Annotated in this window: 15 protein-coding genes; 8 read left to right on the top strand and 7 right to left on the bottom strand. The window is 69.3% G+C overall.

What is annotated here, in order from left to right:
• Positions 1–253: 253 nt before the first annotated feature.
• Both ACFQV6_RS36020 and ACFQV6_RS36015 read right to left on the bottom strand, forming a co-directional pair.
• The gene (locus ACFQV6_RS36020) at positions 254–580 is read right to left on the bottom strand and encodes a hypothetical protein (protein WP_378032159.1); all 327 of its coding nucleotides are present in this window, start codon (positions 578–580) and stop codon (positions 254–256) included.
• A gap of 98 nt (positions 581–678) precedes the next feature.
• Positions 679–1872 carry a PucR family transcriptional regulator gene (locus ACFQV6_RS36015; protein WP_378032158.1) on the bottom strand — a complete coding sequence of 398 codons (1194 nt, stop codon included), beginning with the start codon at positions 1870–1872 and terminating at the stop codon, positions 679–681.
• Positions 1873–1986: 114 nt separating this feature from the next.
• Here ACFQV6_RS36015 and ACFQV6_RS36010 point away from each other — a divergent pair, with 114 nt between their 5' ends.
• From ACFQV6_RS36010 to ACFQV6_RS36000, 3 genes are all read left to right on the top strand, one after another.
• Positions 1987–4218, top strand: a complete 2232-nt coding sequence (locus ACFQV6_RS36010; RefSeq protein WP_378032157.1) for an aminotransferase class III-fold pyridoxal phosphate-dependent enzyme — start codon at positions 1987–1989, stop codon at positions 4216–4218.
• Positions 4219–5829 (top strand): FGGY-family carbohydrate kinase, encoded by a 1611-nt coding sequence (locus tag ACFQV6_RS36005; protein ID WP_378032156.1) that lies wholly within the window; start codon positions 4219–4221, stop codon positions 5827–5829.
• Positions 5830–5904: 75 nt separating this feature from the next.
• The gene (locus ACFQV6_RS36000; RefSeq protein ID WP_378032155.1) at positions 5905–7404 is read left to right on the top strand and encodes a hypothetical protein; all 1500 of its coding nucleotides are present in this window, start codon (positions 5905–5907) and stop codon (positions 7402–7404) included.
• 56 nt (positions 7405–7460) lie between these two features.
• On the opposite strand, the gene ACFQV6_RS35995 is transcribed toward ACFQV6_RS36000, so the two are convergent.
• Entirely contained in the window at positions 7461–7988 is a 528-nt protein-coding gene (locus ACFQV6_RS35995) for a DUF6817 domain-containing protein (protein WP_378032154.1), read from the bottom strand.
• A 310-nt stretch (positions 7989–8298) separates the two neighbouring features.
• Here ACFQV6_RS35995 and ACFQV6_RS35990 point away from each other — a divergent pair, with 310 nt between their 5' ends.
• Both ACFQV6_RS35990 and ACFQV6_RS35985 read left to right on the top strand, forming a co-directional pair.
• Positions 8299–8796, top strand: a complete 498-nt coding sequence (locus ACFQV6_RS35990) for a hypothetical protein (protein WP_378032223.1) — start codon at positions 8299–8301, stop codon at positions 8794–8796.
• A 335-nt stretch (positions 8797–9131) separates the two neighbouring features.
• On the top strand, positions 9132–9965 hold the full coding sequence (locus tag ACFQV6_RS35985) for an alpha/beta hydrolase family protein (RefSeq protein WP_378032222.1): 834 nt from the start codon (positions 9132–9134) through the stop codon (positions 9963–9965).
• Between the two features lie 89 nt (positions 9966–10054).
• On the opposite strand, the gene ACFQV6_RS35980 is transcribed toward ACFQV6_RS35985, so the two are convergent.
• The gene (locus ACFQV6_RS35980) at positions 10055–10525 is read right to left on the bottom strand and encodes a QsdR family transcriptional regulator (RefSeq protein WP_378032153.1); all 471 of its coding nucleotides are present in this window, start codon (positions 10523–10525) and stop codon (positions 10055–10057) included.
• 430 nt (positions 10526–10955) lie between these two features.
• Between ACFQV6_RS35980 and ACFQV6_RS35975 the strand changes: the two genes are divergently transcribed.
• The 3 genes from ACFQV6_RS35975 to ACFQV6_RS35965 all read left to right on the top strand — a co-directional run bounded on the left by ACFQV6_RS35975 (position 10956) and on the right by ACFQV6_RS35965 (position 15660).
• Positions 10956–14150: an RICIN domain-containing protein gene (locus tag ACFQV6_RS35975; RefSeq protein ID WP_378032152.1), complete on the top strand. Its 3195-nt coding sequence runs from the start codon at positions 10956–10958 to the stop codon at positions 14148–14150.
• 196 nt (positions 14151–14346) lie between these two features.
• The gene (locus ACFQV6_RS35970; protein WP_378032151.1) at positions 14347–14835 is read left to right on the top strand and encodes a CAP domain-containing protein; all 489 of its coding nucleotides are present in this window, start codon (positions 14347–14349) and stop codon (positions 14833–14835) included.
• A gap of 66 nt (positions 14836–14901) precedes the next feature.
• Positions 14902–15660 (top strand): sulfite exporter TauE/SafE family protein, encoded by a 759-nt coding sequence (locus ACFQV6_RS35965; protein WP_378032150.1) that lies wholly within the window; start codon positions 14902–14904, stop codon positions 15658–15660.
• Between the two features lie 4 nt (positions 15661–15664).
• Here ACFQV6_RS35965 and ACFQV6_RS35960 read toward each other — a convergent pair whose 3' ends face one another.
• From ACFQV6_RS35960 to ACFQV6_RS35950, 3 genes are all read right to left on the bottom strand, one after another.
• Entirely contained in the window at positions 15665–17629 is a 1965-nt protein-coding gene (locus tag ACFQV6_RS35960) for a methyl-accepting chemotaxis protein (RefSeq protein ID WP_378032149.1), read from the bottom strand.
• Between the two features lie 203 nt (positions 17630–17832).
• Positions 17833–18051, bottom strand: coding sequence for a hypothetical protein (locus ACFQV6_RS35955; RefSeq protein ID WP_378032148.1), 219 nt, complete (start codon positions 18049–18051; stop codon positions 17833–17835).
• Positions 18052–18236: 185 nt separating this feature from the next.
• On the bottom strand, positions 18237–22754 hold a 4518-nt coding region (locus ACFQV6_RS35950; RefSeq protein ID WP_378032147.1), incomplete at its 5' end, for a ricin-type beta-trefoil lectin domain protein.

The raw sequence follows: 22754 nt of genomic DNA, 5'->3' as shown, positions 1-22754 counted from the left end.
GGACGCGAGCGGGGTGCCCGGCCGCGAAAAGCACCACTCAGCACCAGCCGAGCCAACCAGCTGGACGCGAGCGGGGTGTTCGAGCGCGAAAGGCACCACTCAGCGCCAGCCGAGCCGACGGGCTGGGCGTGAGCGGGGGGTTCGGGCGCGGGAGGCACCACTCAGCGCCAGCCGGGCCGACGGGCTGGGCGTGAGCGGGGGGTCGGGCGCGGGAGGCACCGCTGGGAGCCAGCTAAGGGGGTGGGGACGGGGATCAGGGGGTGGCGGCGAAGCGGGCGGCGAGGGTGCGGCGGTGGGCGGCGGAGGCGGCGGCCTGGCCGGGGCTGACGGTGCTGCCGGGCATGCGGGCGAGCAGTTCGACCAGTTCGGCTTGGCGGAGGTGCTCGCGGTGGGCGTAGACGCGGCAGGGGCGGCAGGTGACGGCGGAGGGTTCGAGGGAGGTCATCGCCAGTTGGATCTGCTGTCCGCAGCCGGTGGTCACCGAGACGGGAGCGTCGGCGGCGAGGCCGAAGGTGGAGGCCAGGATGTCGCGCGAGGCCAGGTCGGCACCCAGCTTGGCGTCCACGTGGATGTCAGGCATGACGGATCTCAGGCACGGCGGGGAGGTCAGGCCGGGTGGGGAGGTCAGGCAGGGTGGGGAGGTCAGGCAGGGTGGGGAGGTCGGGCACGGCGGGGAGGTCAGGCCGGGCGGGGAGGGCGGGCATGAGGTGGAGCGTACGGGGCGCGGTATGCCAGGACGAGGAGCAGCTCGAAGCGGGCTGCCGGGTCGTCGAGGTCGGTGCCGAGCAGGTCGCGGAGGCGGTTCAGGCGGTAGCTGACGGTCTGGGGGTGCACGTACAGTTCGGCTGCGACCGCCGTACGGGATCCCCAATGCCGCAACCAGCTCTCCAGGGTGACGAGCAGTTGCTCGCGCTGACCCGCACGCAGGCCGGTGAGCGGCGCCAGCCGCCGCGTTGTGAGGACCGCCAGCGCGCCGGTCTCCCCGCGCAGGGCCAGTGCCGCGAAGTGATCATCGGCGAAGACGGGCTCGGGACCGGCGCCGGTCAGTTCGGCCGTACGCTCGGCCAGCCGGACCGCCTCGGGCACCTCGGCCCAGCCCAGCGCCGGGCCGACCACCGCCTCGCGCCCCCGCAGCGCCTCGGCCAGCGCGGGCCGCTCCGCACGGGGCCCGGACCGCAGAAGCAGCACGGCGTCGCGGCCCCGCTCGGCGACCACCCCGTCAGCGCCGAACCGGAAGCGGGCGTCGCGGGCCTGGTCGGGGGGCAGCAGAACGGGTACGACCGTCTCCAGCACCGGCCAGCCGATGCCGGCCGCCGCCTCCCGCACCACGTCCGGCGGCGCACCACCGCGCAGCAGCAGGTCGGCGACCTGGCGCCGGCGCCGGTCCCCCTCGCCAGCCTGTTCGCGGAGTTGCCGGGCGAGCCCGTCGGTGCAGGCCGCCGCGAGCTCGTCGACATAGGCGCTGGTGGCGTCGGAGAGGTCGATCAGCTCGTCGACGGTCACCGGCCGCATCTCGGCGAGCGACTTCGAGGCCGTCCGCAGCAGCATCCGGGCCGCGGTGCGCAGCGCGGCCAGCAGCACTTCGGGTCCACGGTTCTCCCGGGCCTCGCCGGCGCCGAGCGCCACGAACACCTCGCGGATCCGCGGGGGCAGCGCCGGCTCGCTGGTGCCGGCCAGGTCCACGAACCGGTCCAGGGCGACCTGCACAGCCGTACGCACGTCCCGCTCGAACTTCGGCCCGGCGGCAGCGGCCGGATCCAGCGAGCCGACCGCCTCGGCGATGGCCCGGACGGCGTCCGGGAGGCGGGGTCGCATCGCGTCGGCCAGATCGACGGGCAGACGCTGCCACGGGGTAGCGGAAACAGCTGTCATTTGTCACCTGATGATAAAGGTATGGCCGTATCTTGCTGGTTCCGGGACGGTGCTTTGTGACGGGGACAGGATGACGATGGGGCAGGTAAGTCCCCCGCGAGACAGGATCGGACTGTGCCCGTGAAACACCGGATGTCCCGCCAGCACGTCGTCGACATGTGCCGCACCATGCTCGACCGCGGATACCTCAAGGCGACCGAGGGCAACGTCTCGGTACGCGTACCCGGTCACCAGCTCTACGCGGTAACGCCGAGCAACTACGACTACGACAAGATGCGTGTCGAGGACATCTGCATCGTCGATTTCGCCGGCAAGCACGTGCCCGATCCGGACGGCGCCGGTGGCCTGGTGCCGTCGATCGAGTGCGGGATGCACGCGAACGTCTACCGCGAGCGGCCTGACGTCAACGCGATCGTGCACACCCACCAGCCGTACGCCTCGGCCCTGGCCTTCCTGCGCAAGCCGATCCCGGCGCTCACCGACGAGCAGGTGCGTTTCCTCGGCAAAGAGGTCGCGATCATCGACTACGCCCCGTCGGGCACCGGTTTCCTGGCCAAGAACGTGCAGAAGAAGGTGGCGAGCGGCGACAACGCGTTCATCATCGCCAACCACGGCGTGGTGGCGCTGGGCACCGACCCGGACCGGGCGGTGTTCAACATGGCGCTGCTGGAGAAGGTGTCGATCGCCTACCTGATGGCGCTGACCAGCGAGGCGGGCAAGGTCTACACGATCCCGGCGACGATCCGGGAGATCGCTTTCAGCAAGCTGCGCAAGGACGAGAAGCGGATCGCCGCGCAGATCACCGAGGCGGTCGAGCCGATCCGGGTGCCGGACGACGAGGAATTGCCGGCGGCGAAGACCGAGGTTCCGGAAAACCCGGAAAGAGCGACAGCCGCCGACCTCGGCTACTCGATCACCGAATACCTCGACGTCGACGACACCATGCGCCGCCTCAAAGCCCTGGTCAACCAGCCGCTGCGAGGCCTGCGCCACGACGCCCTCCTGGACGTCCTCAACTACTTCGACACCAAGTGCACCGCCAGCAAGGAGATCACCGAGCGCGCCAAGAAGCGCATCCCCGGCGGCGTCCAGCACAACCTGGCCTTCAACTACCCCTTCCCGCTGGCCATCGACGGTGCCCATGGCGCGCACCTGACCGACCGCGACGGCAACGTCTACATCGACTTCCTCCAGGCCGGCGGCCCGACGATCCTGGGCAGCAACTACGCACCGGTGAACGAGCGGGTCGCCGAGGTGATCAAGGAATCCGGCCCGGTCACCGGCCTGTTCCACGAGTACGAGCTCAAGCTCGCCGAGATCATCAACCAGTACATGCCGCACATCGAGATGTACCGGTCACTCGGCTCCGGCACCGAGGCGGTGATGGCGGCCGTTCGCGCCGCTCGCGCACACACCGGCAAGAAGATGGTGATCAAGGTCGGCGGCGCCTATCACGGCTGGTCGGACACCATGGTCTACGGCCTGCGCGTTCCGGGCAGCTTCCGGATGAACGCCAAGGGGATCCCGTTCGGCGCGACCGGTCGTACCCGTGAGGCCTTCCCTCATGATCTTGGCACGCTGAAGCGCAAGCTGATCGAGAACCGGGTGCGAGGCGGAACGGCCGCCGTCGTGGTGGAGCCTCTCGGCCCGGAGTCCGGCACGCGGCCGGTTCCGCATGACTTCAACGCATCGGTACGCAAGTTGTGCGACGAATTCGGCGCGATGCTCATCTTCGACGAGGTGGTGACCGGGTTCCGCACCGGGCTGGGTGGTGCGGCCGGCTATTTCGGCGTCACGCCCGACCTCACGGTGTTCGGCAAGGCCGTCTCCGGCGGTTATCCGATGGCCGGTGGCGTCGGCGGCAAGGCCGAGGTGATGAGCGTGTTCGGCTCCGGCCTGGACGGCAAGAGCGGCGCACACATCCAGGTCGGCGGCACCCTCTCGGCGAACCCGCTGTCCTGCGCGGCGGGCTACTTCGCGATCCAGGAGATGGCCCGGACGAACGCGCCGGTCATCGCCGGGCGCGCCGGTGACCGGCTGACCCGCGGACTGCAGAGGCTGATCGACAAGTACGGGCTGCCCTACGTCGCCTACAACCAGGGCTCGATCGTGCACCTGGAGTCCAGCGGTGTGATGCTGCTCGACATGCGCAACCCGGTCAAGCTGCTGAAGGAGAACAAGGGCCGCAAGAAGCTGATGGAGCAGATGGGCGCCGCGTACGCCGCGCACGGCATCATCACGCTCGCCGGCTCCCGGATGTACACGTCGATGGCCGACACCGACGAGGTCATCGACGACGCCCTCCACCGTTTCGACCAGGTCTTCGCGCAGGTCGAGGGAGTCTGAGTGGTCACGGCCCACAACGGAGCCGTCCCGCCGCAGGTGCTGGCGATCGACCTCGGCACGTCCGGGATGAAGGCCGCCCTGGTGTCCGCCGACGGCACGGTCACCGGGTGGGCCGAACGCCCGGTGCCGCTGCACGTCCTGCCCGGCGGCGGTGCCGAGCAGGACCCGGTCGCCTGGTGGGACGCTCTCGGCGAGGCGGTCGCCGACCTCGGCCGGGAGCACCCGGAGCACTTGCGGGCGGTGACCACGATCTGCTCCTCGACGCAGGGCGAGGGGACGATCGCCGTTGACGCGAACGGGAACCCGCTGACCCGGTGCATCAGCTGGCTCGACATGCGCGGGGCTCCTCACCTGCGCAAACAGTTCGGCGGCTTCCCTTCGTACGATGGCATGTCGGTCTTGAAAATCGCCCGCTGGCTGAGACTGACCGGCGGCATGCCGTCGGTGACCGGCAAGGACCCGGCCGCGCACATGCTGCTCGTGCGCGACACCATGCCGGACGTGTACGCGAGGACCAGCACGTTCCTCAACGTCCTTGACTGGATCAACCTGAAGCTCACCGGCCGCACGGTGGCGACCGTCGACTCGATCCTGACGTCCTGGGTCACCGACAACCGGAAGCCGGGCGCCGTCCGGTACGCCCCCGCGCTGGTCGCCGCCAGCGGGATCGACGCGGACAAGTTCCCGCCGATCGTGGCCTGCACCGAGGTGATCGGCACGCTAGCCCCCAGCGCTGCCGATCACCTCGGCCTTCCCTCGTCGGTGCGGGTGGTGGCCGGTGCCATCGACAACACCGCCGCCGCCATCGGTGCCGGCACCGTCCGCGACAACGAGGCCCACCTCTACCTGGGCACTTCGTCCTGGATCGCCGCGCACGTGCCGGCGAAGAAGACCGACGTGCTGACCGGCATCGCGTCGATCCCCTGCGCCGTGCCGGACCGCTACCTGATGACCGCCCTGCAGGCCACCGCCGGCGCAAACCTCACCTGGCTCCGCGACAAGATCGTCGAGTACGACGACCCGCTCATCGGTGCCGGGCACATCAGCCGTGACGAGGGCACCATCTTCGACGCCTTCGACAAGATCATTCCGTCCGTGCCGGCGGGCGCCGACGGTGTGCTCTACATGCCGTGGCTCTACGGCGAGCGGGTCCCGGTCGACGACCCCAGCCTGCGCGCCGGCTTCCTCAACATCTCGCTGGACACCACCCGGTCCGACCTGCTGCGAGCGGTCTTCGAGGGCGTCGCCCTCAACACCCGGTGGATGGCCAGGGCCGCCGACAAGTTCCTCGGTACGCCGATGCGGTCGCTCGTGATCACCGGCGGCGCGGCCCGTTCCGACTCCTGGTGCCAGATCTTCGCCGACGTGCTCGGCATCGAGATCCGCCGGGACGCCGAACCGGTGATGGTCAACGCCCGCGGCGCCGGCTGGATCGGTGCCGTCGGAGCCGGAATGATCACTTTCGACGACATCCCGGCGCTGGCCCGCAACAACCTCGTCTACCAGCCGGGGCCGGATCAGGCGCGGTACGACGAGATCTATGACATCTACCAGGATCTCCACAAAAGACTCGCGCCGGTCTACCGGAAGCTGAACACGCCGAAGTCCTGACACTACCGAGGGCTACCGTCGGGGCAGGGCCGTCCGTTACGTTGACAGCGGCCCGCAGGCAACCCGGGAGGTCTCATGACCACTCCCCTGCGCCCCGGATGGATGACCCTCGGGTCGCTCAACAGCGAGGATCTGCACGGCCGGCCCGGTCCGGCTCGTGCGGCGGCACTGCGCGCCGCCGCCGGTGACCCACGCCACCGGATCCTGCACCTCACCGACGCCTGCTACGGCGCGCTGGCCGCGGGCGAGGCGAGACACGCCCTGCGCCTGCTCGACGAGCTCGAACGGGCCACCGGCACACCGGACCGGCACCTGGCCGCCCTGCGCGCCTGGGCGCTGCAACTCGACGGGAACTGGTATCCCGGCGGGGTCGGCGCGGAGACCACGATGGACCCGGCCGGCTCGTTCGTCACGCCGGCACCGGGCAGCCCCGAGACCGAGCTGATCGAGCACCTGGTCGTCGACGGGCCGCCGAGCCTCGCCACCGTCCGGGCCGTCATCGAGGACCTGATGCGGGCCGGCTCGGACGTCGCCGCCGGCCAGATGGCCGCGCAGGCCATCCGCTCACTGGAGTCCCTCTCCGTCCTGGCGCACCGGCACGGCGCGGTGGCGCTCGGCCACTGGTGCCACATCGCCGCCGCCGACCTGATGCACCGGATCGGCCGCCTCGACCCGGCCCGGCGCCTGCTGGAGCAGGCGCGCACGGCGACGACGCTGCTCAACCTGCCAGGGCTGGTCGCGGTGACCTACCTGGTGGAGGGCGACTGGTCGGCGACCCCGGGCTCACATCCGGAGAGCCTCGGCTTCGACCTAGCCCCGCAGGCAGAGCGCAACCCCGGCCTGGCCCGGCGCGACCCGGCCCGGGCGGCGGTCTCCTACACGGCGGCGGCGAGCTGGGCGGCCGGCCTCCCGCTGCCCCGGTTGCACGCCGCCCTGTGCCTGCGGCAGGCCACGCTCGCCTGGTTCGCCGGTGACCGGGCGATCCGCAGGCGGCATCTGCTGGCCGCCCGGGCCGCCTGGACGACCGCCGGTGACAGCGCGGGAGTGCAGCTCAGCGCGGTGCACCTGCTGATCGCGGACATCGACGAGGGCGTACCGGCCCGGCCCGAAGTGGTCACCGGCGTCCTGGACTGGGCCGCCTCGGTCGGCAGCCGGACGTGGTGCGCCGGACTGGGCCGGCTGGTCCAGCGGGCCGCCGAGCACTGGCAGGCGCGGGGGCGTGCGGCGGCGGCCCGGGCCGGCTACCTGGCGGCGCTGCCGCTGCTCGGCGGGGACCCGGGCCTGCCCACCCGGGACGTGGTGCTGGATCTGGCCGAGTTGGAGTGCGGCAACGGGCTGGCGGCGGCGGGGCTGGCCCGGCTGGAACAGCTGCTGTGCGTGCCCGGATGTGGGCGGCCGGAGGATGCGCTGGCTGAGCGGCTGGAGGTTGTCGCGGTGATGACGGCGGTGTGCCGGGGGCTTCTGGAGACTGATCGGGAGCAGGGTGTCAGGGGGCTGCGGCGGCTCCGCGATCGGCTCCGGGAGATTCCGGAAGCGGGCGAACAGTTGGCCGTCGTCGAGAAGATGCTGGCCTAGACACAGAGATGATGTTCGTGTGTCTAGCCTTTCACTTCCTCAGCCCTTGTCATTTGTCAGTTGCTCAGGACCCGTTGAGCCTCCGCGACGACCGGTGGCGAGGCCACCGACTCCCAGGCGGTGAAGATCTTGGAGAAATACGCCCGGTTGCGCTCCAGAATCGCCGGGTTCTGATCAAAGACGTCGAGCTCGTTGACGATGCTCAGGTCCGCAAAGGGCGTCATCTGCTCCACGGTCAGCTCCCGCACGTCACCGGTGAACCGGTCGGTGACCCTCTTCGTCTCGGCCAGCCGCTCCCAGCTGGAGTCGCGATCACACGCGCCGTAGAGGTAGACCAGTTCCTCCGCCTCGGCACCGACCAGGTCGCGCAGCCGCTCCCGTTCCTGCCAGAAGATCAGCGCGAGATCGAAGCCGTCGGTGCTGTAGGCCGCGTGGGTGAGCCCCGCGGCCTGCACGTCGTCGCCGTGCCCCAGCTTGGCGAGGCGTTCCTCGACCCGGCACAGGTGGGCATACAGCGTGCCACCCGGATGCCGGACTGTGTCCGCTCCACAGCGGCGCAACCATTCCCGCACGTCAGCGCTCATACCATCGACCCTAGAAGCGACTGCCGTCGATGCGCTGCCCCGGAGCGTGCGCTGTCAGTCACACCTGGTGCAGAGCCACGGCGCCGAGCCCCGCTCCCGGCCCTGCCCGGCTGCCAGCACCCCACGTCACGCTCGGCTGGCGGCCACGCACCTATCGACGCTTTACCTGCGTGAGCGCCAGCCGAGACAGGGGCGGGGAGGGTTTGGGGGGTTGGCGGTTCGGAAAGGCTTACGCCGGCATCGGCCCTGATCGCTGGGCCGGGCTACGCTTCCGATCAACATTTCTCGTGGTAGGAGGACCTGCGCCGTGATGGCTCTGCTGCTCGACATCGCCAACATCCTGGGCGGACTGCTGCTCGCCGTTCCGCTGGTCCGTCAGCTCCCCGCTGTCGGCTACGACATCGGCAAGTTCGCGGACCGCATCGGCCGGTGGGCTTGGCTGATCGGCGTGCTGGCGCTGGTGGCGGGTGGGTACTACCTGATCGTGCACCTGTTCTCCGGGCCGCACGTGTTTCACTTCGAGGTGGTCGGCATCGGGGTCGGCGTCGCCCTGCTCTGGGACCGGCTGACCGGCCGCAAGCCCCTCGACGGCAGCCCCGCGACCGGCGGCGCCTCGGCAGCCGGCGGACACGGCGTCAGCGGGCCGGGCGCGGGTGGGCACGGCGCGGGTGGGCACGGCGCGGGTGGGCACGGCCCGGGTGGGCCGGGTGTGCGGAGTGGTGGGCCGTCGGGGCGGGCTCTGTTGCTGGCCGTCTTCGGAGTGATCGCGATCGTGGTCGGCATTCAGGGGCTGTTCACGCCGAACTGACCATCTTTTTTTGGAACTCCAATGGGAACGCTCCCACCATAGACAATAGTAAGATCATCGATTGGCGGGCCGCGGGGAAATCCGCGGCCCGCTCGTTTCGGGTGTTTTCCGAAACAATGTCCGGACCGCCGTCTCACGAGGTTCGGAACCCATTGAGAATGTGGTTCCGGAAGCTCAACAATCCCTTGGCGAGCAAGAAGTCAGATCCGTTCGACAAGGGAGACGCTTTGTCCTCGACGACCCCCGAAACGCGTCCCGCGCACCGTGCCGGCCGCAAGCCCGCGCGACGCATCCGCCGCGGCCCGGCCGTGGTCGGCGCACTGGCCGCGCTTGCCATGAGCATCGCCGGCATCACGCTCATCCCGTCCGCGAACGCGGCGACACAGGCCTTCCCCAAGGGCCCGGCCCCCAGCAACAGCAGCATCGAAGCGGTTCGAGGACCGTTCGCGACCGCGCAGGCAAGCGTGTCGAGCCTCGCGGCCAGCGGGTTCGGTGGTGGCGACATCTACTACCCGACGGACACCAGCAGCGGCACGTTCGGCGCCGTAGTCATCGCGCCGGGCTTCACCGCCCGGAAGTCGAGCATGGCGTGGCTGGCACCGCGGCTCGCCTCGCAGGGTTTCGTCGTGTTCAACATCGACACGCTGACCACCTCGGACCAGCCGGCCAGCCGCGGACGGCAGCTGCTCGCGGCCGCCGACTACCTGACCGGTCGCAGCAGCGTGCGGACCCGGGTCGACGCGAGCCGGGTCGCGGTGGTCGGCCACTCGATGGGCGGCGGCGGAACCCTGGAAGCGGCGCTCAGCCGCCCGTCCCTGCAGGCAGCGATCCCGCTGACCCCGTGGAACACGACCAAGTCGTGGAGCCGCAACACCGTGCCGACGCTTGTCATCGGCGCCGACGGTGACTCGGTCGCCCCGGTCCGCACGCACGCGGAGCCGTTCTTCTCGAGCCTCCCGTCGAGTCCGGGCAAGGCCTACCTGGAGCTGAACAACGCCAGCCACTTCGCGCCGAACAGCTCGAACACCACTATCGCGAAGTTCAGCATCGCCTGGCTGAAGCTCTTCGTCGACAACGACACCCGCTACCAGCAGTTCGTCTGCCCCGGGCCGGGAACGAGCCTGGCCGTCGCGGAGTACCGCAACACCTGCTCGAACTTCACCATCTGACGCCACGGGGGGACGCCGGCGGGTCACCGATCCCGCCGGCGTCGCGTCGTTCCGAGGGAGGCGGCCCGGAAGCCGGACGCAGGGAAACGTCAGGCGGGAAGCAAGGCACGGAGGGCAGGCTCGGCCAGGTCGAAACCGACCTCCGGAAGGCCGAGGATGTCGCTGTAGACGACCGACTCCATGAGCCGCACGTAGAGGAACGCCCGCCGCCGCATCTCCTCCGGGTCGCCGGTCAGGCCGGACGTCACGAAGATCTCCAGCTGGGCGTCGACAGCGCGGTTGTGCACGTCGGTGGCGGTGGTGAGCAGGACGCGGGAGGCCGTCTGCGGCTCCTCGGCGACGAACTGCTTCAGCTGCTGGGCGGTAGCCATCAGCTCGGCGAAGATCCGGGACACCTGGATGACCCGGTCGGGCCCGGTCCCGGTCGCCTCGCCGCCGGCCTCGGCCAGGAACAGGCGGCCGATCGCCCAGAAGACGTCACCGAGAAGCGCGTCGCGGCTGCCGACCGCCCGATAAAGGGTGGCCCGGCTGATCGACAATTCGCTCGCCAGCAGATCCATGTCAATTGTCGAGTGCTTCAGGTAATGCATCGCCGCGCCGCGCAGCAACGCCTCGGAATCAATGACACGCCGACCCGCAGGCAATGGGACTCCCCTAACCAGACACCGCATCAGAATCGCACCGGGGAGAACGAATGCTAGCCAGGCGAATACGAATCACCAACCGGGGTACGTCACCGCGCGGCATCGAGCCGTCACCGGAGGTGTCCGATTCGTGCTCGGCACGCTATCGGCGTACCCAATGATCGTGGCCGGAATCAGGACGGCCCGCCGCCGAACCGCCGATGATCTGAGCCGTTCGGACGACCGGCCGAAGCTGCCGCACCCGGCGCGGCCACGACGGCAGCCGCCCTTGACATCGAATGATGGCTATGCGACAACGGGGTTCCACCGCGTGATGTTTACGTAAACAGGCCCGAAAGGCAGGTCCATGACCGTCCGCCTCGGCTTCGTCCCGGCCGCCATAGCCGCAACACTCCTCACCATCCCCGCAGCCGCCGTTCCCGCCAAAGCGACCACAGCCGCCGTTCCCGCCGAAGCGACCACAGCCGCCGCCGTTCCCGCCGAAGCGACCACAGCCGCCGCCCCCGGCCAAGCGATCGCAGCGGAGACCGGCGTCACCGTCACCATCGACCCCACCTATCAGCAGCCCGAGTTCGAGGGCTGGGGCACCAGCCTGGTCTGGATGGCCGAGGCCACCGGCGGCTACCCGGACGCGATCCGCAAACGTCTCGCCGACCTGGTCTTCGGTGCCGACGGGCTCAACCTGAACATCGCCCGCTACAACATCGGCGGCGGGAACGCGCCCACCGTCAAGCCCTACCTGCGTCCCGGCGGTGCCGTCGAGGGCTTCTGGAAGGCGCCGCAACAGTACGGCCCGCAGGACAAGGAGTGGTGGAACCCGGACGATCCGGCGCACTGGAACTTCGACGCCGACCCGGCGCAGCGCTGGTGGATCGACCAGGTCAAGGACCGGATCACCGGCTGGGAGGCGTTCAGCAACTCGCCGCCGTGGTTCCAGACGGTCAGCGGCTATGTCAGCGGCGGCTTCGACGCGAACACCGACCAGATCCGGGCCGACCGTGTGGATCAGTTCGCCGAATACCTGGTGCGGGTCGCCGAGCACGTCGAGAAGGCGCACGGCATCACGTTCGACACCATAGATCCACTGAACGAGCCCAACACCAACTACTGGGGTACGACACTCGGCGCCGACGGTCAGCCGACAGGCGGCCGCCAGGAGGGCGCCCACGCCGGCCCCGCCCTCCAGGCCCAGGTGGTGACCGCGCTGAGGAACCGGCTCGCCACCGCCTCCACCGGCGCCCTCGTCTCCGCGCCGGACGAGACCAACCCGGGCACCTTCGTCACCGACTGGTACGGCTACCCGCCCGCGGCCCAGGCCGCCGTCTCCCAGCTCAACGTGCACACCTACGGCACCGGACAGCGCACCGCCGCCCGCGACGTGGCCAAGGCCGAACAGCGCCCGCTCTGGATGAGCGAGGTCGAGGGCAGCTGGGGCAACGACTACACGAGCATGAACTCGGGTCTCGGGATGGCCCAGCGGATCATCGACGACATCCGGGAACTGGAGCCGTCGGCGTGGGTGCTCTGGCAGCCGATCGAGGACGCCGACAACATGGTCGCCGAGGGGAACCTGCAGTGGGGCAGCATCCACGTCCCGTTCGACTGCACCGCCGCGGACACCCTGGAGACGTGCCCGATCCGTACGAACACGAAGTTCGACACGATCCGGAACTTCACCCACTTCATCCACCCGGGCGACCGGATGGTGAAGGTCAGCGACACCGCCACCACCGCCGCGATCCGCAAGGACGGGAGCGGGGCGACAGCGGTGCACGCCAACCCGGCCGCTACCGAGCGGGCGGTCACCCTCGACCTGTCGAAGTTCCGCAGGATCAGCCGGAACGCCAGGGTCACGCCGGTGGTGACCAGTGCGGGCGGCAAGCTCGTGCGCGGTGCGCCGGTGCGGGTCGCCGGCAAGCGGGCCACGATCACGGTGCCCGGTGAGTCGGTCACCACGTTCCTGATCGACGGGGTTTCCGGGGCGCGGGACGGGCACGTTCTGGACGGTCACGCGTACCGGTTGGAGGGTGTGCAGAGCGGCCGGTCCCTCACGCCGTCCGAGGGCGGCGCTGCCATCCGCACCAACGATGCGGCTGCGGCCGATCAGTTGTGGGAATTCGACGCGGCCGGGAACGGGCTGAGCAACCGGGAACGCTACGTGATCGGCAACGCGGGGACGGGTCAGCGGCTTGCTGCGCGTGACGGGAACGTGGTGGTCGAGGATGCCGCCGGGCCGGCGGACGAGGGCGCGCAGTGGGTGCTCTCGACGACCGGCGACGGGACCTACACGCTGATCAACGTCGCGGCGCGGCGGCTGATCGACATTCCCGGGCAGGCGACGAGCGACGGTACGCGGGTCGCGCTCTACCAGCCGACATCCGGGTCCAACCAGCGCTGGGTGCTGCGGGACGAGACTGTGGTGGGTAGTGAGGTCGTCTCCGCGTACACGATCCCGGGTTTGGTCCCGCAGTTGCCCGTGACCGTGACGGCGATCCTGGCAGGTGGTGGACGGCAAGCCCTGCCGGTCACCTGGAGGCTGCCGCCGGAACGCCGGTGGAAGTCCCCCGGGACCGTCAGCGTGCGTGGCACCGCGACCGATGTCCTCGGCAACCGGATCGCCGCGACCGCCGAGGTGACCGTGGACGTGTTCACCGCCACGGAGCCTGCCCGGGCCAAGACCTTCATCGGCGGGACGCCCGAACTGCCGGCGACGGTGACCGGTCTCGGTCGTCACGGTGGCCGTGCGGAGCTGCCCGTGAGCTGGAACGCCCTACCCGCATTCCCCCGGCCCGGCGTGGTCACGGTGACCGGGACCGCCACCGTGGCCGGGGGCCGGAAACTCCCCGCGACCGTCCGTGTCCAGGTGACCGGACCGGCCGAGGGCGGCGCGGCCGAACCCGGCACGACGGTGGCAGCGACGTTCACGGAGGGTGGTTATTCGGCGGCTGGGCTGGTCAACGGCACGACCACCGACAAGGCCTGGTCGAACTGGAAGCCGAGCGACCGCAATCCCTCGGACACACTCACCGTGACGCTGCCTCGGCACCGTGAGGTGAGCAGGGTGGTGACCCACTTCTACCGGGACAACGCGAGCGGGGGTGGGCTGGCGCAGAGTTTGCGGGCCGGGACCCCCGCGGCGGACGGCACCTGCACAGGTGGCACTGAGATTCCGGTGGGGCCGGACAGCGCGCCGGCCGTCTCGGCGCCGCTCACCGCGACGACCGACAAGGTTTGCGTGGTTCTGACGGCGGTGCCGAACGGCTACCTCACCGTCGCCGAGATCGAGATCTTCGCCAAGGTGCCCGGGGTGTCGTCCGACGCGCGCCTCACCGGCATCCAGGTCGACGGCCGGCCGATTCCGCGCTTCGACCCCGCGGTCACCGACTATCGCGTCAGGGGCCGCCGTGACGCGGTCGTCACCGCTACGGCTGCTGATCCTTACGCGGCGGTCGCGGTCACCGGCCGGGGCTCGTCCCGCACCGTCACGGTGACCAGTGAAGACGCCTCCGCCACGACCACGTACCGAGTGCACCTCCACTGACCCGATCCGGCTGTCCGGCCGTAGCCCCGGCAATAACCTGCCTGGGCTACGGCTCAGCCCGCCCGGCTGGCGGCGGGAGGGCGGCAACCGGACGGCGACTGGGAAGCACCGCTTCGACAATCCAACGCTCCAGGAGCGGGCCGAAGAACCAGGTGTACCCGGCAAACGCCGGACACACCGACGAAAGGGTCTCCTCTTGCGCAACGTCCTTCGCCGCTTCGCCGTCGCCGCCCTCCTCGCCCCGGCCGCCATCGGCGCCGCCACGATGATCGCGTCCCCCGCCGAGGCTGCCCCGAAGGCGTCCGAGCAGGCACTGCAGACCGAGATCAACAAGCTCATCAACGTCCAGCGCACCAGCAAGGGCTGCTCGGCCCTGACGGTCAACGCGGCGCTCACCACGGCCGCCCGCGGCCACAGCGCCTGGATGGCACAGACCGGCAACTTCTCGCACACCGGCAAGTCCGGCTCGAACTTCGTCGCCCGCTCCAAGGCCGCCGGTTACGCCAAGCCCTCCGCCGAGAACATCGCCTGGGGCTACCGCTCCGCCGCCGAGGTCGTCAACGGCTGGATGAAGAGCCCGGGTCACCGCACCAACATCCTCAACTGCAAGTCGAAGACCGTCGGTGTCGGCGTCGTCTACTCGACCGGCGGTGCCCCGTACTACACCCAGGACTTCGGTTACTGATGTGAGCGATGCCCCCGGCCGCCGATGCGGTCGGGGGCATCACCGCATGGCTACGATGATCAGCTCATGGGTGTCGCCGAAGCTCTCCCGATCCTCGCCGCGGGTGTGGCCGCCGGCGCCATCAACACCCTGGTCGGGTCCGGCACCCTGATCACGTTCCCGGTGCTGCTGGCGCTGGGCTACCCGCCGGTCGTGGCCAACGCGTCCAACACCGTCGGCCTGGTGCCGGGTTCGGTCGCCGGCGCGTGGTCGTACCGGGCGGAGCTGGCCACCCAGCGCGACCTCCTGCTGCGCCTGGGTTTCACCTCGCTGCTGGGCGGGATCACCGGCGCCGTACTCCTGCTGGTCCTGCCCGCCGAGGCGTTCCGCACGATCGTCCCGGTCCTCATCGGCATCGCGCTGGTCCTGGTGGTCCTCCAGCCCTGGCTGGCCCGCTCGCTGCGGAAACGCCAGGATCTCCCGGCCGGCGGCAGCCGTTCCGGCCTGCTGCTCACCCTCGGGATCTTCGCCACCAGCGTCTACGGCGGCTACTTCGGTGCCGCACAGGGCGTCCTGCTGCTGGGCATTCTCGGTCTGCTCGTCCCGGCCACGCTTCAGCAGCTCAACGGCGTGAAAAACGTCTTCGCCGGCCTCGTCAACGCGGTAGCCGCAGTGATCTTCATCGTCGCCGGCACAGTGTCCTGGCCACCCGTGCTCCTGATCGCGGCCGGCTCGATCACCGGCAGCCTGATCGCCGGAAGATACGGCCGTCGCCTACCCGACCCGGCCCTGCGCGCGGTCATCGTCGTCGTCGGCGTGATCGCGGTGGTCCGCATGCTGATCTGAGGGCTCAGTAGCGGAACGCACCCACCAGGCCGCTGAGATCCGCCGCCAGCTGGGACAGGTTCGCCGCGGCCTGCTGGGTGGTCCGGGCTCCGTCCGCGGTCGAGGCCGCGACGTGGGCAACACCGGTGATCGTACGGGCGACGTCCCCGCTGTTGGCCGCAGCGTCGGTGACGGTCCGGCTCATCTCCGCCGTGGTGGCCGTCTGTTCCTCCACCGCCGACGCGATCGTCGTCGTGTAGTCCCCGATCTGGTTGATCACCGAAGCGATCTCCCCGATCGCCGCTGCCGCCGAGTCGCTCGACGTCTGGATCGCGGTGATCCGAGCCGTGATCTGCTCGGTCGCCTGGGCGGTCTGCTGAGCCAGGTCCTTGACCTCTCCCGCCACCACCGCGAAGCCCTTGCCCATGTCACCGGCCCGCGCCGCCTCGATCGTCGCGTTCAGAGCCAGCAGGTTCGTCTGCTCGGCGATCGTGGTGATCAGCCGGACCACCTCACCGATCTCGTTGCTGGCCGCACCGAGCTCCGCCACCTGCCCGTTCGTACGTTCCGCGATGGTCATCGCCTGCGCCGCGACCTGAGCCGCCTGTGTGGCGTTCGAGCTGATCTCGGCGATCGACGCGCTCATCTGCTCAGCACCGGCCGCGAGCGCCTGGACCCCCGCGTTGACCTCTTCGCTGGCGTGGCTCGCCGTACCCGCCTGGGTGGACGCCTCGCTGGCGCCGGACTGCAGCTGCCCGCTCACCTCGCTCAGCTCCCGGGCCGCGCCGGTCAGGGTGGCGGTGGACCCGGCGATACCCCGGATGGTGACGGCCACCTTGTCGACGAACCGGTTGAACGCGCCCGCCAGCTGCCCGGCCTCGTCGTCCCGGTCGGCGGGCACCCGCAGCGTCAGGTCACCGTCGCCGTCGGCGATCTCGGCCATCCGGTCGCGGAGCCGTTCGATGGGCCCCACGATCGTCCGGGCCAGGAAGAACGCCACGATCCCGGCGATCAGCACGGCCACCACGGTGAGCACGATGCTCACCCAGCGGGTGTCGTTGGCGTCCGCGAGCACCGAGGAGGTGGGCACCGACACCACCAGCGACCAGGTGTCCACCTCGCCGACGTCCAGCGGCACCGCGATCCTGAGAGTCTCCTCGCCGCTGTCGGTAACGTCCCGGCTCACCCCGTGCGTCTGCGCCGACTTCCCGGTCAGGCCGGTGATCTCCTCGGGTGCGGCCTGACCGGCCTTGCTCGCATCACCGCCGGCGACGAGGAGGCCGCCGGTGCTGACCAGCGCCGCCGTACCGCTGCCGAACGGCTTGACCTGGCTGACCAGCTCCTGAAGCGTGGCCAGTGACATGTCGACGCCGGCGACACCGACCACCTTGCCACCGAGCTCGATCGGCACCGACATCGACGTGATCAGGGTGTCGACACCGCCGACGGCGTAGACGTACGGTTCGACGACCTTCTCCTTGCCGCTGGTGTGCGGCACCTGGTAGTAGTCGCCGGGCCCGGCCGTGTCGTAGTCCACCAGCGGCGACGAGGTGATCTTGCCGCCCTCACGGAACCAGTACGGCACGAAGCGCCCGGTCGCGTCGTGCCGGACGTCCTCGTTGCGATACCGCCGATCCCGCCCGTCGTACGCGTCCGGCTCCCACCCCGACCACACACCCAGGTAGTCCTCGTGCCCGTCCAGCAGCGCCCGCATCTCGGCGTTCGCCGCGGCCCGGGAGGCATTGTTGGACGCGTTCGCCTCGAGCACCACGGCCAGGTCCCGCGCCGTCCGCAGCCCGCCCAGCAGGGTCTTCTCGATCTCGGCGGCGTTGTGCTTGGCCGTCTCCTCCGCGTACGCGAACCCGGTCTCCCGCGCGTCGGCGGTGTTGCGGCTGGTGATGTACGTGACGACAGCCGCCATCGCGACGACCAGCATCACCATCATCGAGGCGACGACACGGACCTTGATGGTGATGCGTGAACGTGACACAACCACCTGATCGGCAGGCCCCCCGGCCTGCTGAGCCGGTGGCAGTCCGGCTGGCGCAGAGCCCGCGCGGTCAGTCCGCCGGTACCGCCCCGACGCCCAACTTGAGCACGCGGCCGAAGAGACGCGGATGCAGGCCGATGGGCCGGGGTAGCGACGGTGAAGACGCTATCCGGCCCATCGGGAGGAACCTCGCGACCATCAGCTCATTGATACGTGCCGAGCACTTTGGCCATGAGACTCTCGTCGGATTCGCACACATCTGCCTGCGCAACCACATCTGCAGGCGTCATATGGGCAAGTGGCGCCGGAACACCATTCCCCCAAGCATCCCAGCCCTCGAAGAAAAGGTGATCCTCGAGGTAGGGGCCGAAGGAACCCATCCGGCCCACCCGCGCCACTTCTGTGCTGATGTCGGCGAGCATTCGCTGAAGGGTCAGCGCGTCAATCCGGCCTTTGCTGCTGCTCCAACAACCGGACCAACCGCCTCCGGCCGGCGCCTCGGCCCCCCTCACGCACACCCACAAGCGATCACGATCAGCGGTGTCACCACGGAGAACAATGACGAAGAACCGGGCTTCACCGCTGACCGTGAACTTCAGAGGACTCATCACGGCGGCGAGATGACGAACTCGATGATGGTGTCTGGTGACATTTCGCCGGCCATCACCCTTCTTGCGATCTCCGCCGTGCGGTGATGCCCGCCCGTTATGTACACGCGCGAGGCAGGATAACACCCGCAGTCTCCCGGGGCCCAGTCACGAGCACCCCTGATGGGATCATTGCCTTGAGGGCCGCCCGGCATGATGAGCTCGTCGTTGGTCAGATTCCTGACGCCACCATGCCCAACGGTCTCACCGCCATTCATCTGATGCGGATTGAGCGCGTGCGTCTCAAATCTGTTGTTGACGAGTTCCCCGGCCCGAACATTGAACTTGTTGATGTCGGGGTTTACCGGAAGGTCCTCAAGGTGACTGTTCGTCGAACCACCGCAGTTGTGCACAAGAACTGCAGGGCCAGCGAGCACGTAGTAGGTGTGGGTGTTGCCGACGGTGAGGTTGTGGACAGTCGCCTGCTCGTCGGTCCAGCGTTCGATGGCTGCGATCTGCACGTAGGTGCCGGTGCTCGTCCTCAGCAGCTGGCCCGACGCGAGGTTGGTGGCGTCGATCCACTCACCGAGCTCGGGCACCCAGAACGGGTGGCCGTCGGTGGCGGTGACTTCGGCGGTCTCCTCGCCCTGCTCACCATCGGTGTCGATGGTGATCTTCACGAGGTGTTTGACGCCTTCACCCTCGATGGTGGCGGTGACGGTCTCGGTGCGGGTCTCGCCGGTTTCCGGGTCGGTGGCCTGGACGTTGTCGCCGGGCTTGACCTCTTCGATCGGCTTGGTGGAGCCGTCCGCCATCAGCACCCTGGTGCCGGGCGTGAAGCTGTTGTCGTTGCCCGACTTGCTGCACCCGCCACCGCTGCCGGCTTTACCGCCGTTGCCGCCTCCGCTGGCGCCGCCGCTGCTGCGGGAGGAGCCACCGGAGGTACCGCCGGACTTGCCGCCGCCACCGCCCTTGCCGCCGCTCTTACCGCCGCCATTGGCCACGGAGGAACTCTTCGGCGCGGCCTTGGACTGCGCCTGTTTCTGGACCTGGTTGCCGGTCTTCTTCGTGGCGTCGGCCGCTTTGTTGCTTGTCGTCTTGAGTTGGTCGGCGGCCTTCTTCTTGGCTGCCTGGGCGGCCTTCTTGGCCCGTTCGATCGCCAGTTTCTTGGCGTTCAGTGCCGCTGCTTCGGCTGCTCGGGCGGCAGCCAGCACCATCTCGGCTGCCTTCTTCGCGGTGCGCCAGGCCTGGATCGCGGCGATGGTGCGGTCGATGGCTCGCAGCACTGCTGGGATCTTGCCGAGCTTGGCCCATGGGATGGCCCCGATGATGAGGCTGCCGCAGGACCACATGTCACCGCCGAAGCAGGCCATCGCGTCGTTGATGCCGATGAAGTCCTTCAGCAGCGACCAGGCCGCGGAGAGGATCACGTCGGTGATCGAGCGGTTCGCGTTGACCTGTGCCTCGGCGATCTGCGCCGCGGACAAGCCCGCGCCGGCCAGGGCCGAAGCCAGCTCGGACGGGGTCAGCGAGATCGACAGGCCGGTCGGGTCGGAGTGGGTGACCGGGTTGTTGTGGGCGTAGGCGTACCCGTTCTGCTGCAGCGGGTCGGCCAGGTCGGTGACCGGGTCGGCGGACAGGAAGCGTCCCACCGCGGGGTCGTACAGACGCGCGCCCAGCGGCGTGTAACCGGACGCGTCGTCCCGTTTCGCACCAAGGAACCCGTTGTTGGTCTGCATGTTGAGGGCGAGCGGGGCGGTGCCACGCTCGTTGCCGAACGGGTCCTGCTTGCGGATCCGGATCCCCATCGTGCCGCTGAGGGATATCTCCGCGTACGGGGTGCCCTGGTGATCACCAGTCAGGGCCATCAAGGCCGGGACCGCACCGCCGAGGGCGTACCGGACGACCGAGCCGCCGGGGACCGCGTAGGAGCGCTGGACGTTGATCTGCGCACCGCCCTGCTGGACGGTGAGCTGCGCGTCTCCGAGGTTCAGCGTGGCCTGCTTGCCCTGGATGGTGAGCAGGCGAGAACCGCTGGGTCCGTAAATGTAGGTTGTCTCGTCCTGAGGCAACCACACCTGACCGGCGTTACCCGTCGCGCAGGTGGCAAGCGAGGCCGGCGAGTTGACGGCGCTGACCGTGAGGCACAGGTTCGACGCTGGGTGGGTCAGCTGGCCGCTCGCGCCGCGCCGGAGCTGCTGGGCAGCCGAGCCGTCGCACTTCTGCAGTGCCAGGCCGGAGCCGGCGGTGTTGGCAACCGGCTGGGCACACCAGCCGCCGTCGTACTGGGTCATCGTGCCCAGGTTGGCGTCGGCCTGTCCGGGTGACGGCTTGAAGGTCCACTTCTGGGCAAGACTGCCGTTGCAGCCCCAGATCTGAATCTTCGTGCCGGCGACGGCCTTGCCACCATCGACGTCGAGGCAGGCGTTGTTCAGACCGAAGTACGAGCTCTTGCCGTTGCTGCCGGAGCCGGAGATCCGCTCGATCTGCCCATCGAAGGTCCAGGACAGCTCCTGCGTGTCGCCGTTCTGCACCGACGTGACGGAGGTGGTCTCGCCGGTCAGCTCGTAGAGCCGCTCGGCTTCGGTGGTGACCTGCGCGCCGGCCGGTGTGACGTGCTTCTTGGTGACCTTGGTGAGCGTGCCGGGCTGGCTGCCGTCGGCCTTGCCGTAGGTGTAGGTGCTGGTGGTGTCCTTGGTGGTGTCGCCGGTGAGGTTCTTCTCGACCAGCTTGGTGCGGTTGCCGAGCAGGTCGTACTCGTACTCCTGCCAGTAGCCGGCGTTGTCCTTGCCCGCCGCGACGGTCGAGGCGGCCGGAGCTGCTGAGCAGGAGTCCTGGTCCTTCGCGGTCCACGACTTGGCCAGCTGACCGATCATGTCGTAGTCGAAGCACTGCCGCTCTTCGATGCCGACCGAGCGTTCGCGGATCGAGGTGACGTTGCCCGCGTTGTCGTAACCGTAGGAGCGGTCCGAGGCGAGGACGCCGCCGACCAATGTCTTGTCGCCGGTGTTCTCCCGGTAGACCTGCTGGTTGGTGAGAGCACCGTCGGCCTCGTCGTAGGTGTTCTGCGCCCAAACCCGGTACGGCTGCGCACCGAGAGTCGACCGCATGACCTGCCCGTACGGCGAGTACGCCGTCTCCGAGCCGTACCAGTCGAGGCCGGACACGGACATCGCCAGGCCGTCTTTGTTGTACCGGGCGATCAGCTTCTCGCTCGGCAGGTTGCCGACCGAGGGAAGGCTGAGCGTCTCCGGCAGACCCGCGTCGGTGTAGGCGTAGTTGTAGGAGTAGGAGGTCTGCAGCCCCCACGCCGTGGCGATGTCGGACGGCAGTGTCAGCGTCGTGCCGGTCGGCTGATAGTCGTTGGTGTACCCGGCAACCGCCTGCTTGTACGCCTTGCCGTCGGTGTATCGGGTCGCCGTCGCCGGCAGCCCGACACCGCCTGGGGCCGTGTCGTAGGTGAACTCGGCGCGCAGGTCGGTCAGTTCCCAGCCGAGGAACTGCTTGGTGGGGCGGGACAGGGCGTCGTACTCGGTGACCACGGTGGTGCCACGGGCGTCCGTTGTGGAGATGACGCGGTCGCGGTGGTCGTAGACGCTCTTGGTAGTGCCGGTGTTCGGGTCCTTCGCCTCGATCTGGCGACCACGCTGGTCGTACTTCCACGACCAGAAGTTCTCCGGCTTGGCCGCAGAGTTGGTCGCCTTGGCCATCTGACCGCGGGTGTCGTACTCGTAGCGCATAGAGGTGAAGCCGGCGGCAGCGGCGTCGTTGAACGTGTCCACCCGCGAGGTGCGGCCAACGCCGTCGGTGTAGATCCGGTACGAGGCGGTACCGGTGGGGTTACGCACGGTCGACCAGTCGGTGCCGTACTCGTACTTGGTGGCGCGTGCCGGGGTTTCCTGGCCGCGCAGGATCGGGGTCTCCTGCAACACCCGGCCGAGGCCGTCGTAGGTGTAGCGCGTCGCGTTCGGAACCGCGATCTCCGAGTCCGGCGTGAACAGGCTGCCCGACGGGCTGCCCTTGGTGAAGTAGGCGTTGTTGGTCTGCCACACCTCACCCGAGCTGTTGTACAGCGTGTCGGTGATCAGCCGGCCACCACCGGTGGCCTGCTCCTGAGATTGCCGCTCCCGGCCCAGACCGTCGTAGATCGTCACCGACGTCTCGATACGGTTCTCGTGCCCACGCGCCTTGGTGGTGATGAACGGCGGCTGGCGAACACCGTCGGCGTCCGGCTTCGAGATCGTGTAGGTCGCCTCGAAGTCCGGGATAGCGGCGCCCGCCCGGCCCGGTGCCCAGCCCTTGACCAGGCGGCCCAGCGGGTCGTACTCGGCGGTGCTGACGTGATTGTTGGTGTCTGTCGCCCGAATTGTAACGCTACGCCCAGGTTCGAGTTCGCGGGTCTGCTTGTGCTTGAACCCGTTCTCCTCGATCACCTTGAACGCCTGCCCGGTGGCCGGCTCATAGGTGATCTTCGAGGTCTGCATGTCCGGGTCGAGGAACGAGGTGACCCGGCCGATCGCGTCGAAGTAGTAGGCGCC

Origin of the sequence: Actinoplanes sp. GCM10030250 (genome assembly GCF_042666575.1) — a bacterium.
Taxonomy (GTDB): Bacteria; Actinomycetota; Actinomycetes; order Mycobacteriales; family Micromonosporaceae; genus Actinoplanes.
This window is presented reverse-complemented; position numbering and strand designations above follow the sequence as displayed.

Coding starts and splice junctions, on each gene's coding strand:
- ACFQV6_RS35980 (WP_378032153.1), bottom strand. CDS start 10,525: ATGGATCTGCTGGCGAGCGAATTGTCGATCAGCCGGGCCACCCTTTAT.
- ACFQV6_RS35955 (WP_378032148.1), bottom strand. CDS start 18,051: ATGCTCGCCGACATCAGCACAGAAGTGGCGCGGGTGGGCCGGATGGGT.
- ACFQV6_RS36020 (WP_378032159.1), bottom strand. CDS start 580: ATGCCTGACATCCACGTGGACGCCAAGCTGGGTGCCGACCTGGCCTCG.
- ACFQV6_RS35975 (WP_378032152.1), top strand. CDS start 10,956: ATGACCGTCCGCCTCGGCTTCGTCCCGGCCGCCATAGCCGCAACACTC.
- ACFQV6_RS36015 (WP_378032158.1), bottom strand. CDS start 1,872: ATGACAGCTGTTTCCGCTACCCCGTGGCAGCGTCTGCCCGTCGATCTG.
- ACFQV6_RS35985 (WP_378032222.1), top strand. CDS start 9,132: ATGAGCATCGCCGGCATCACGCTCATCCCGTCCGCGAACGCGGCGACA.
- ACFQV6_RS35990 (WP_378032223.1), top strand. CDS start 8,299: ATGGCTCTGCTGCTCGACATCGCCAACATCCTGGGCGGACTGCTGCTC.
- ACFQV6_RS35995 (WP_378032154.1), bottom strand. CDS start 7,988: ATGAGCGCTGACGTGCGGGAATGGTTGCGCCGCTGTGGAGCGGACACA.
- ACFQV6_RS35965 (WP_378032150.1), top strand. CDS start 14,902: ATGGGTGTCGCCGAAGCTCTCCCGATCCTCGCCGCGGGTGTGGCCGCC.
- ACFQV6_RS36000 (WP_378032155.1), top strand. CDS start 5,905: ATGACCACTCCCCTGCGCCCCGGATGGATGACCCTCGGGTCGCTCAAC.